12 protein-coding genes and 1 pseudogene are annotated in these 11,914 nt (G+C 37.6%); 3 read left to right on the forward strand and 10 right to left on the reverse strand.

Annotation, left to right across the window (positions count from 1 at the left end):
• The first annotated feature begins 151 nt into the window (after positions 1 to 151).
• Positions 152 to 520, forward strand: a complete 369-nt coding sequence (locus tag AB3219_RS03135; RefSeq protein ID WP_216754364.1) for a DUF1304 family protein — start codon at positions 152 to 154, stop codon at positions 518 to 520.
• Positions 521 to 590: 70 nt separating this feature from the next.
• Here the strand turns inward: AB3219_RS03135 and AB3219_RS03140 are convergent, their stop codons facing one another.
• The 5 genes from AB3219_RS03140 to AB3219_RS03160 all read right to left on the reverse strand — a co-directional run bounded on the left by AB3219_RS03140 (position 591) and on the right by AB3219_RS03160 (position 6,733).
• A complete protein-coding gene (locus tag AB3219_RS03140) occupies positions 591 to 1,133 on the reverse strand; it encodes a C40 family peptidase (RefSeq protein ID WP_216754365.1) in 543 nt (180 codons plus the stop codon).
• Positions 1,134 to 1,452: 319 nt separating this feature from the next.
• Complete coding sequence (locus AB3219_RS03145) at positions 1,453 to 2,649, reverse strand: MFS transporter (RefSeq protein ID WP_216754366.1); 1,197 nt, start codon at positions 2,647 to 2,649, stop codon at positions 1,453 to 1,455.
• Between the two features lie 109 nt (positions 2,650 to 2,758).
• Positions 2,759 to 4,150 carry a replicative DNA helicase gene (dnaB, locus tag AB3219_RS03150; protein WP_216754367.1) on the reverse strand — a complete coding sequence of 464 codons (1,392 nt, stop codon included), beginning with the start codon at positions 4,148 to 4,150 and terminating at the stop codon, positions 2,759 to 2,761.
• A 97-nt stretch (positions 4,151 to 4,247) separates the two neighbouring features.
• The gene (gene rplI, locus AB3219_RS03155; protein ID WP_057805195.1) at positions 4,248 to 4,700 is read right to left on the reverse strand and encodes a 50S ribosomal protein L9; all 453 of its coding nucleotides are present in this window, start codon (positions 4,698 to 4,700) and stop codon (positions 4,248 to 4,250) included.
• 5 nt (positions 4,701 to 4,705) lie between these two features.
• Positions 4,706 to 6,733: a DHH family phosphoesterase gene (locus AB3219_RS03160; RefSeq protein WP_057805194.1), complete on the reverse strand. Its 2,028-nt coding sequence runs from the start codon at positions 6,731 to 6,733 to the stop codon at positions 4,706 to 4,708.
• A gap of 362 nt (positions 6,734 to 7,095) precedes the next feature.
• On the opposite strand from AB3219_RS03160, the gene AB3219_RS03165 reads away from it, so the two are divergent.
• Both AB3219_RS03165 and AB3219_RS03170 read left to right on the forward strand, forming a co-directional pair.
• A complete protein-coding gene (locus AB3219_RS03165; protein WP_253953626.1) occupies positions 7,096 to 7,725 on the forward strand; it encodes an MFS transporter in 630 nt (209 codons plus the stop codon).
• Between the two features lie 21 nt (positions 7,726 to 7,746).
• Complete coding sequence (locus AB3219_RS03170; protein ID WP_260365881.1) at positions 7,747 to 8,283, forward strand: MFS transporter; 537 nt, start codon at positions 7,747 to 7,749, stop codon at positions 8,281 to 8,283.
• 60 nt (positions 8,284 to 8,343) lie between these two features.
• On the opposite strand, the pseudogene AB3219_RS03175 reads toward AB3219_RS03170, so the two are convergent.
• The 5 genes and pseudogenes from AB3219_RS03175 to rpsF all read right to left on the reverse strand — a co-directional run bounded on the left by AB3219_RS03175 (position 8,344) and on the right by rpsF (position 11,792).
• Positions 8,344 to 9,692: pseudogene (locus AB3219_RS03175) on the reverse strand (FAD-dependent oxidoreductase).
• Between the two features lie 25 nt (positions 9,693 to 9,717).
• Positions 9,718 to 10,398: an EAL domain-containing protein gene (locus AB3219_RS03180; RefSeq protein ID WP_216754368.1), complete on the reverse strand. Its 681-nt coding sequence runs from the start codon at positions 10,396 to 10,398 to the stop codon at positions 9,718 to 9,720.
• Between the two features lie 255 nt (positions 10,399 to 10,653).
• Positions 10,654 to 10,893, reverse strand: coding sequence for a 30S ribosomal protein S18 (gene rpsR, locus AB3219_RS03185; RefSeq protein ID WP_057784110.1), 240 nt, complete (start codon positions 10,891 to 10,893; stop codon positions 10,654 to 10,656).
• A 21-nt stretch (positions 10,894 to 10,914) separates the two neighbouring features.
• On the reverse strand, positions 10,915 to 11,460 hold the full coding sequence (gene ssb, locus AB3219_RS03190) for a single-stranded DNA-binding protein (RefSeq protein ID WP_057805190.1): 546 nt from the start codon (positions 11,458 to 11,460) through the stop codon (positions 10,915 to 10,917).
• Between the two features lie 41 nt (positions 11,461 to 11,501).
• The gene (rpsF, locus tag AB3219_RS03195; protein ID WP_057805189.1) at positions 11,502 to 11,792 is read right to left on the reverse strand and encodes a 30S ribosomal protein S6; all 291 of its coding nucleotides are present in this window, start codon (positions 11,790 to 11,792) and stop codon (positions 11,502 to 11,504) included.
• Positions 11,793 to 11,914 lie beyond the last annotated feature (122 nt).

The following is an 11,914-nucleotide window of genomic DNA, read 5'->3' on the forward strand; positions in this document are numbered from 1 at the left end:
TTTCAATTTAACATCAACAAGGAGGATTTAAACTATAAACTGATTTAAATATGGTTTACATCCCTAATTTCTTCTTATATAATTTTCATGTTATTTTTTCGAATTTCTTTATACTTAATGTATATCATTGATTTAAGTAAGGAGGCTTTTAATGTTATCAACAATTGCTGTTCTAGTAAGTTTACTAATTGCTCTGGCACACATCTATTTCCTATATATAGAACTTTTTGCTTCATATGACACTGTAGGTAAATTTTTCAACCTGCCCGGAAAAGTGATTCAAAACTCAATCATTCAGAAATTCATTCAAAATTTAGGCCTATTTAGTGGTTTTATTGGCCTAGTCATAATATTGACTATAATCATTGTTCCCAGTGGAACCATGAAATTTATGTTAATCTTCTTAAACTTATTTGTGCTTCTAAATGGTGTTTATGAAGGCTTTGTTTTTTCAAAACGTTTCTTTTGGTATGAGGCCCTGCCTGGTGCCATTGCTATGCTTCTCGCAATTTTTATGTAAAATAAAAAGATGATTTGTAAGATACTTTTGAGCATGTTTAACTCAAATATCGTTACAAACCATTTTTTTGTTAAACTACGTGTCCTGAAAAACTTGGCATGAAACTACTACTAATGGATTGGACCGAAACATATTGTCCTGGTGCGGGAGCGGCAACATATTTTCCATTACCTATGTAGATACCCACATGATAGCTCGATCCTTGTGCGCCCCAGAATAATAAATCTCCTGGTTGTGCCTGTGCCACGGTCTTTTTGGTTACATGGCCTTCTTGAATAACCGTATTATGTCCCAGTGATTTACCCGCTACATGAGCGTAAACCCATTCTGTCAAACCTGAGCAATCCATTCCGTTTTGAGATTCACCACCCCAAACATAAGGAATGTGTTTTTCTGCCAAAGTCAGTGCCTCAGAAACAACTGCCGCATTTCCAGTTATATCAGTTGTCTCCATAGTTTTAACTGTTTGGCTATTTTCAGCTGTTTGTGTTGCTGAATATTGTTGATTACCACCATCATTTGCATTGGCACTTGCCACAGTAGTTGATCCTAATGCTAATCCGGCCACACCAACTGCAAGCATTAGTGCATGTTTAAAGTTTGTTTTAATCATAGACTTCCTTTCGTTTAACCTATTTTTATTAACTTATTTCTTATAATTATAACAAGAACAATCGTAACATGCACATAATACGACATCTTTGAAATCTATTTACAAACTCTTCTCAAATTATTACAGAAATATAAATTAGCAGGCACTTCATTGACCTACAATTTCGCCAAATGTTTAACTTCAACTGAAACAAAAAGACCACTAACGTTTTGGTTAATGGTCGCTCGTTTGTATTCTATTCTGTTGAAATGTCTTAAAAGGGGCGGCTTCTTCTACCTAGCTAAAGTATATTTAGAAGCTAAGCACCTCTTCAACACGCTTAATTATATTCCGTCAATTCATGCTTACTTCGTTCAATTACCGCAATATTAACAAACAGAATCAGGGCGATAATGACCGCTGCTACCACAAATAATGACACAAATGAAAATATATCAATAATCAAACTTCCAACTAATGGCCCCAATGCACGTCCAGCCGATGGGAAGGAACTCGCTAGTCCTTGATACCGTCCCTTCATACTATACGGTGACAATAAATTGGCGATCGCTGGAATTTGCGGAAACGTAATTGCCTCGCCAATCGTCAAAATAATCATGGCAAATACAAAAGCAATATACTGTGTTGCAAAAACCAAGATGACATATGAAGCAATTAAAAACAGCATTCCAAAATACACTTGATGGAAAGGATCTTTAAACATCTTACCACCCTTCCAACTCAGAAAGGCTTGCACGATCAAAATAAAGAATCCATTTACAGTCCAGAGGAAACTGTAGTCCTTCAAAGGAATATGCAAACTCAACATATAAACAGATATATTGCTATTCCACTGTTGATAAAAAATCCAAATTAAAAATAAGCTAATGAATAAGGTATACATCACCAAAGCGTTAATCCGTGGTAATTTTTCGTTTTTCGACGCTGCTTGTGCATTTTGATCCATCTGATTTTGTCGTTTTGGTAATTCTCGTTTGACGTGGTAATTGGTAACGGCCACTACAAAAAAGAGCACATACAACGCGGTAGAGACAGCAAATAATGGTGCCACGTTATCCTTAAACATAAGACCGACAATGGCTGTTCCGACCATAACACCTAGATTTTGTACAAAATACAACATATTAAAAACGTAACGGCCATCCCGACTATGCACCGTTGTTCCCAGTGCATTGACGAATGCCATAATCCAGCCTGTTCCCAATCCAATCATCACAAGCATAATTGGATAAACTGGCCAATCATTTGAAAAGACCAACACCAACATACTTAATGCCGTAAATACGATACCACCAAGCAGTAAGTAATAACCATCGTACTTATCAAATAATTGTCCAGCCACAAATGAACCAATGATACTGGCAACTGAATTTAACATGAGTACAATTCCTACAATTGTCAGTGAATGACCCAAAATATTATGCATATAGACGGTTGTCAACGGCCACACAAAGCTCATTCCAATACTGTCCATCAAGGCACCTAAAAGTAAATACCGTAATTTTAATTCCTTCATCGTCCTCTCCTTTCCTCAAAAAAACTAACTTAAATTAACTTAAAAAAGTGCATAAACTAACAGTTTCACATTAGCCGTGAGCCGCGCGAAACTGTTGATTTTTTTCATTCTAGTTATCTGGCACGTAAGCAATGGGAGCAAACTTGTTATACGATTTCACAAACAGTAGTTTAACCGTTCCTCGCGCACCACTTCGGTTTTTCTCAATAATGACTTCAACAGGTCCTACATCAGGATCCCCATTTTCACGCGGATCAGAATTTTGATTATCACTATCTTCGTCATCCTCACGATCATAATAATCTTCACGATATAAGAAAGCGACAATGTCAGCATCTTGTTCAATTGATCCAGATTCACGAATATCTGAAAGAACTGGTCGTTTATCCTGACGCTGTTCAACCCCACGTGAAAGCTGTGACAATGCTAAGACAGGTACTCGTAATTCTTTAGCCAATTTTTTAAGTTGCCGTGAAATCGCCGACACTTCTTGTTGCCGGTTTTCTTGACCAGAGCCTTCAATCAACTGCAAGTAGTCAATTACAACTAATCCCAGATTTCCCTGCTCTTTTGCTAATCGGCGACATTTCGCGCGAATTTCTGCCATTTTTACTCCTGGTGTATCATCAATATAAATATTGGCTTTGGCTAAACTTCCCATTGCAATGACCAGGTTTTGCCATTCTTCCTCATTTAATTGACCGGTTCTCAAATGATTGGCGTCAATACTACCTTCTGCACAAAGCATTCGGTTAACCAACTGATCAGCACCCATTTCCAAACTGAAAATGGCCACCGTTTTATCGGTTTTCGTTCCAATATTTTGTGCAATATTCAAAGCAAATGCCGTTTTTCCGACGGCAGGACGAGCAGCCAAAATAAACAATTCATCTGGATGTAATCCAGCTGTAATTTTATCTAGTTCGCTATAACCCGTTGATAAACCAGTGATCTCATCCCCATTTTGGTAGAGTTTATTGATCTCGGTCATCGAATTTGTTAAAACGTCTGAAATCTTCTTAAAGCCGGACTGATTTCGATCTTCCGAAACCTCTGTAATTTCACGTTCAGCTTCATCTAAAACTGCCCCAACATCTTCATCTTGTTGGTAACTTTTAGTCACAATTTTAGTAGCAGCTTTAATTAAACGTCGTAAGATGGCCTTCTCTTGCACAATTTTGGCATAATAAACCACATTAGCTGCCGTTGGTACTGAAGCTGCCAATTCAGCAATGTAACTGACTCCACCCACATCATCCAATTGATTTTGGGCAGTCAATTTATTATTCATTGTGACAACATCAATTGCTTCATCTTCATCATTTAGTGAAACCATTGCTTTAAAAATGATTTGATGAGCTCGTTGATAAAAATCTTCCGGTGTTAAGTATTCCATTGCGTCAACTAACACATCGGAATCTAAGAAAATTGCCCCTAAAACGGCTTTTTCCGCATCACTATTTTGTGGCAGTGTTTGATTTTCTAAAATGTCATTATCCATGTTCTTACCTCTGATGACTAAGAAATGTCTCTAAAACAAGTTTGCTGCTTTACTTCATATTCAACTCGCTATTTCACCACAAAACAATTATTCATAATTATTTTTCTGCCACATGGACACGAATCTTAGCCGTCACATGTGGATGTAATTTAACTGGAACATTTGTATATCCCAGTGAACGAATTGGTTCATTTAATTCAATCTTTCGTTTATCTAACTTAAGACCAAATTGCTTATCTAAGGCTTGTGCAATTTGCTTACTAGGAATTGATCCAAACAAACGGCCATCTGTTCCAGCTTTAGCAGTTAATTCAACAACTGTTTTATCATCTTCTAAAGTCACCTTTAATTTCTTAGCGGTTTCTAGAATTTCTTCTTCATGCTTTTCTTCAGCTCGTTGTTGGCCCTTTAAGCTACTTAACGCGCCCTTGGTTGCTGCTTCAGCTTTATGATTTTTAATTAAAAAGTTTTGTGCATAACCATCCGGAACCTCTTTAACCTGTCCGCGTTTACCTTTGCCTTTCACATCTTCCAAAAAAATAACTTTCATCAGAATCACTCCTCTTCATCATCTTTATTTTCTGTATCATTTTTCTTCTTTAAAATATCGGTTAAGGTCGCTTTAACTTCAGAAACACTCTGACCTTCAATCTGAGTTGCAGCACTACCTAAATGACCGCCACCACCCATTTGTTCCATAATGAGCTGAACGTTAACATCCCCTGCACTACGCGCCGAAATTCCAACTTGCTTCTTTGATCTACGCGTAATAACAAATGATGCCTCAATTCCTGATATTGATAACAAAGAATCAGCAGCTTGGGCGGCCGTAACTGGATCATAATCGCGATCATCTTCACCAACACAAACGGCTAAGTTTTTATTAACAAATTCAACAGACTCAATTAAATGGTTACGTTGTAAGTAACTGTCCACGTTTTCTTTCATGAAATGCCGAATTAGATTTTCGTCAGCACCAACTGAACGTAGATAACTTGCTGCATCAAAGGTTCGAGTTCCCGTTTTAGTGGTGAAAGACTTCGTATCGATTTCAATTCCTGCTAACATCCCGGTAGCTTCAATCTCATTAATTGGTTCACTATCCTTAGATTGATACTCAAACATTTCGGTAATGAGCTCACAAGTGGAAGAAGCATATGGTTCAATATAAACCAAAACCGGATTTTCTGGAAATTCTGTGCCTCGACGGTGATGATCAATAATCATTACTCGATTTTCAAGCTTCTTATAAAGCTCAGGAGCCGTTGTTAGCGATGGTTTAGAATGGTCAACCATAATAAGCAAGCTTTGGCTGTTGGCATTCTCTAAGGCCGCTTCAGGCGTAATAATCGACTCTTTAATGGCTGGATAGTCTTCTAACGAGGTTAATAATCGCCGAACATCAGAATGTAAATTTTCCTGATCTAGTACAATCCAACACTGCCGATTGTTCATTTGTGCAATCCGCCGAATTCCCAAACAGGCACCTAATGAATCCATGTCTGATTGTTGGTGACCCATCACAAAAATTTGATCGGCCTGTGACATTAATTCGGTAACCGCCTGACTAATCATCCGAGCTCTAACTCGTGTTCGTTTTTCCATTGGATTGGTCTTACCACCATAAAAACGCGCTTGATCATCTGGTGATTTTACCACAACCTGATCCCCACCACGTCCTAATGCCAAATCCAAATTACTTTGCGACAAGTCAGCCAAGTTATTCAAATCCTGATCGCCATAAGCAATCCCAATACTCAAAGTAATTGGAAAGTTTTGCTTTGAAGTCGCTTCTCGAATAGTATCTAGTAACTTGAAATTATCAGCTTCAACTTTTTTCAAGACTTCTGCATACATTAAAACGAAAAAGTGATCGTCATCGACTCGTTTTAAGTACATCCCAAATTCTTGTGCCCAGCTTGAAATCTGATTCGTCACAAAGCTACTCAAACTCGAAACATCAGAGTCTGCCATTGATTGGGTAACTTCATCATAATTGTCCAAGAAAACCTGACCAATTACTACTTGAGAATTATCATAGGCTTCCTCAATTTTTGCATATTTAGTAATATCCATCATGTACAAAACATGACTGTCTTGTTCAATGAGTAATGTAAAACGTCGGTCGCCCCAGTTCACCGTCACCGTACCTTTTTCATCACGATGATCGTTCAACATTTTGGCTAAATCTTTATCGACATCAGCTAATTTTTTGCCAAGGACATCCTTATCACTCAAATAGCCTTGCATATACGGATTAATCCACTGAACCTGGTCTTCATCACTATAAATCAAAATTCCTAGTGGCATGCGCAAAAGTGAATCCTGTTCACTACGTTTAATCCGAAACGAAAGGTCAGAAATATATTTGGTGGTTTCTTCATTGACCCGATGAAAAGTGTCACTAATAAAAATACTCCCCAAAATGAGAAGTATTAATAATACGACTCCCAATACCCAGTTATAATAAAACGCAACTCCCGCGCCAACGAGTGATAACAAGATAATGTAAATTGCTAACAAACGCAAGCGGGGATTCCGCATAAATACTGGGATCCTTTCTGCTAAACGTAATTTTTTCATAGTTTCTCCTCGAATTGTGTACTAGGTTTATTTTATCACAAAGACGGGAGACAAAGAACCGTGACTAACTGGCAACAAAATAAAACCAATTCATTTTTGATATCCGAAAAACGCAACAATAATTCTTTTCACGTGAAACATTTTTCCAGATACGAAGAATTACTTGGTATGCACACCTATAACCTTCTCCAATAATTAGCTATCCTTTACGAAAATAACTTTTTTGTTTACACTTAGTTGATTATGGAGGTCGTCGTATGTTAAATAATCACTTGTTTCACTGGCTAATTATGCGAACTGAAAGTCCTTTTTCGTAATACTTATTTGTTTAATTAAAATCTTAATACGAAGAAGGGTTATGTTTGGAGTCAGAAAGAGAACTATCCGGAAAAACAGTTTTATTAATGGCAATCGCAACAGGAATCATCGTTGCAAATTTAAATTACATTCAACCAATTGAGGGATTAATTGCAACAACCTTTCAAGTTTCTAAAGCAGCTGTTGGCGTTGTCGCAATGTTAACTCAACTTGGTTACGCGTTTGGGTTATTATTTATTGTTCCACTGGGAGATATTTTTAATCGTTATCATCTTATTCAGATTATGCTTATTCTTTCAATTTTGGCATTGCTGGGCGCTTTTTTGTCGCCCTCAATCATCGTTTTTGGTCTTGCTTCTTTGTTAGTTGGCATTACTTCTGTTGCACCTCAGATCATTATTCCTTATGCAGCTTTCTTAGCTCCCAGCTTGCATCAGGGAAAAGTTTTAGGTAACGTCCTCAGCGGTTTATTAACAGGAATTCTATTATCACGTTCAGTTAGTGGATTATTAGGCAGCATCCTTAGCTGGCAATACGTTTACTTGATTGCAGCAATTGCTTGCACTATTTTATTAGGTGTTCTTCATCTTTACTTGCCACGTGATCCTCGCCAACATCAAAATATGCATTATGGAAAAATTCTGGCTTCATTACCCAATTTGCTCGCAAAATAAAAACATTTACAGGGTGCTGCAATTAATGGTTTTTGTTTATTTGGTGTTTCAAATGTACTTTGGTCAACACTAGCATTTTATTTAGCTAATCAATATCATTTAGGAAGTGATGTTGCTGGTCTATTAGGATTGTTGGGTATTACGGGCGTTTTGTTTGCCTCGATCATTGGTCGTATGGTGGACACCTACTCGCCCCGCATGACAATTGGTTTGGGAATTCTATTTTCAACTCTTGCCTTTGTCATTTTTGCAAGTATCGGTCACTTATTTATTGGTTTAATTGTTGGGATTGTTTTACTAGATTTGGGTACACAATTTGGTCAAGTTTCCAATCAGGCAATTGTCCAATCATTAAGTTTAAAAGCAAGCAGTCGTAATAATTCTGTTTTTATGTTCAGTTACTTTTTAGGCGGTTCTCTAGGCACTTTCTTTGCAACCTTTGCATGGAGTCGCTTCGGATGGATTGGCGTATGCAGTGTAGCTGCCTTATTCTTAATTGGTGCTTTACTTGGCCATCTATTCCTAAAAGAGCCTAAAAAATTACAGCGACTTAGTTAAACTAATCTACGTTGTAAAAAAGAGATTGAGAAAATTTTCTCAGTCTCTTTTTCTTTACAATTAAGCTTGTCGTTCTTGTTCAACCGCCAATTGTGCCACCAAATTTAAGTAATTAAACGGTTCATCATAATGTGGTTGAAACAACATATCAACAAAAGCTAGATCATCAATTGTGTTTTTATTTTGAATACAAACCGAAATGGTATTAGCCGATTGGGCGACCTCATGTTTGCTGAACAACTGTGCACCCAAAACCCGGCGATTTTGCCTATCGTATACTAGTACAATTGTCAGCAAGTCAGTCGTCGGCATATAGCTTGGTCGATAATCTCCCTTATACACCACTGACGCTGCATCAAGACCTTCGCGTTTTGCACTTGAAAGTGTTAATCCACTTGAAGCCAATGTATATCCAAACAATTCCATCGCTGATGTTGCTTGCGTACCCATATATTTTTGAACTTTTCCAAAAATGTTTTTACCAGCTAAAGCACCCTGGCGAACCGCATTCGTAGCTAAGGGAATATAAGCATTATTATGCGCTGGGTTAAAGTGTGAAACACATGCATCCCCTACCGCATAGACGTCTGGATTTGAAGTTTGTAAATAATCATCAATCAAAATGGCCCCATGACGATCCATATCAACTTGCCCACGCAACAATTCCGTATTGGCCATAAAACCGGTACAAACAATCGCTAAATCAGCTTCATGCTTTGTTTTATTAGTTTCAATGACAACTTTATCGTTTTTTTCATCACGTCGAAATGCTTGAACGCGTTCATTCAAATAAACATGGACACCACTCTTTTTTAAGAGTGCCGTTACCTGATCAGACAACATTTTGTCGACATAATTATTCAAAATTTGATCATGTGATTGAATCAATGTAACTTCATGATCTGTATCCGCGTATGCTTCTGCCAATTCAACGCCCACATAACCAGCACCCACAATGGTAATATGTTTATGATTCTTGGCTGAAGCATACAGCTGCTTAGCCTGATCATAGCTTTTGCATAACAAAACGCGTGAATCATCAATTCCCATTAACGGTGGGACCACAACATAGGAGCTGGTTGACATAATCAACTTATCATATGTATCCGTAAATACCTTTTTAGTATCCAGGTTTTCTACTTTAAGTTGATGTGCTTTGGTGTCAACGCTCAAAACATCATGTTTTATTCGTACTTTTGCGCCCTCTTTAGCCAGATCTTCAGGCGTGGCATAAAACATATCTTCAAGACGTTTTACCTGCCCATTTAAATAGGTGAAATGCCACATGACAAAAATGAAACGTTATCGTTACGTTCATAAATGGTAACTTCTGTATCAGGATGTGCCTTAAAAATTTCTGTTGCTGCGGCGATTCCTGCATGCGTACAACCAACAATAACCACTTTCATACTATCGACCTTCTTCCTAGCCTCTTTAGTCCGGATCATCTGCTTTAATTTTTAAAAGATGTGGTTTGCCATAATAATAGCCCTGTCTTAAGTCAATATTTAGTCTATCAGCTAATTGATCATCTGCCTCATCCTCAATTCCCTCAAGAATAAAACGAAGATTTTCCTTCTTGGCAATATCTCGCCAATAGGTGACTTTAGCTTGAATTTTAGGATCTTGAAACTCTTCATCAAAATTTTGCAAAGCAAATTTAAGCTCACTAACGTAAGGGAGCAGTTCTTTGATCTCTTCATACTGATTATCACCAGTACCCACATCATCCAAACAAAGTTCCATACCACGCTGCCTGAAGCGTTCTAACATGGGTTCAAGATCCGCGTTTGTAATCGATTCGTCACCAGGTTCTTCTGTAAGTTCCACGTTAAGCTTTAAGGGTCGTAATTGATCTTGCGATTGGATTAACGCATCATTAATTTCCGCATTCATCATCTGAGTTCGATTTAAGTTAACGGAAACCGAACCAATTTTTAAAACTAACTTAGCGGTAGTTGCTGTTAGCATCCCAGCAATTGTCGTTGCGGGAATATCTGAAAAATACTTAGGTGGTCGCCAACCGTCAGCAGTTAAATGCCTAATTAGCAACTCATAACCAATTAGCGAATTATTCACCTTATTTAATTGTGGTTGAATAAAATAACGATACATTTTGTTCCCCTTTTTATTGTATTAACTAAGTATTATTATAAATCATTTTGCATTATAAAGTTGGTATAGTTTCGAACAGCGTAGAAGTATTTAATACTTTTATGAATTTAATCAATACTATTAAAAATGAACTTATTTACTGATATTTATAACTATTTCATACAAGCAATAGTATATTTGACTTCTAAATAGGCGTTTTTGACCATAAAAAAAGACTTTCTAAATCAATAAATTGATTCAAAAGTCTTAATTTAATTATTCTTCTGAAACGAATGGAAGTAAGCCCATGATCCGTGCACGTTTAATTGCAATTGTTAAACGACGTTGGTTCTTAGCACTTGTTCCGGTAACACGACGTGGCAAAACCTTGCCTCGTTCTGAAATAAAGCGTTTCAGTAAGTCTGTATCTTTATAATCGATGTATTCGATATGGTTAGCAGCGATAAAGTCAACTTTACGACGTCGACGATTTCCGCCTCTTCTTTGTTGAGCCATTGAAAATCCCTCCTCTAATGATTAAAATGGTAAATCATCATCGGAAATATCAATTTGTTCGCCATTATCTGCAAATGGATCATTCGGGTTAGAACTTGCACTAGAAGCATTGCCATTGCTGTTGCTTTGGCTGTTACTATTGTTGTTTCCTTGCCCAGCATCAAATGGATTGGTATTGCCGGATGATTGAGGAGCATTGCTCTGAAATCCCGTGTTGCCGCTCTGTTGCTGACGTTGCTCGGACTGAGCTCGAGATTCCAACAATGAAAAGTTTTCAACAACTACTTCTGTTACATATACCCGTTGACCCTGTTGGTTTTCGTATGAACGCGTTTGAATCCGTCCATCCACACCCACCAATGAACCTTTATGGGTAAAGTTAGCAAAGTTCTCAGCTGCCTTTCGCCAAATCACACAGTTAATAAAATCAGCTTCACGTTCTCCTTGAGAGTTCGTAAATTGTCGATTAACTGCTACTGTGAAAGTAGCAACTGCAGCACCGCTGTTGGTGTATCGTAAATCAGGATCTCTGGTTAAGCGTCCAACAAGAACTGTTCGGTTTATCATAAACAATGACTCCTTTCTGAATTAATAATTCTGTTTATTGTTTAACGTACAACGATCATGTGACGTAAGATGCCGTCAGTAATCTTTGAAATTCGGTCAAATTCGTTCAAGGCCTTGTCATCGTTTGTTTTAACGTTTACGACATGATAGATACCTTCGTTGTATCCACCGATTTCATAAGCAAAACGACGCTTGGACCAATCCTTTGAATCAACCACTTCTGCACCATTGTCAGTCAAGATCTTGTCAAAGCGTTCTACTAAGGCTGCCTTAGCTGCTTCTTCAACATCTGGTGCAATGATATAAGTAATCTCATATGATTTTTGTGCCATGTGTTTTACACCTCCTTATGGACTAAGTGGCTTTCTTAACGATTTAAGAAAGCAAGGAGAGCTTCTAAATTAATAGTTACTCACGAACTTAAATTATAGCATGCATACTTGTGCAACGCAAT

The organism is Pediococcus ethanolidurans (assembly GCF_964062635.1).
GTDB classification, from domain to species: domain Bacteria; phylum Bacillota; class Bacilli; order Lactobacillales; family Lactobacillaceae; genus Pediococcus; species Pediococcus ethanolidurans.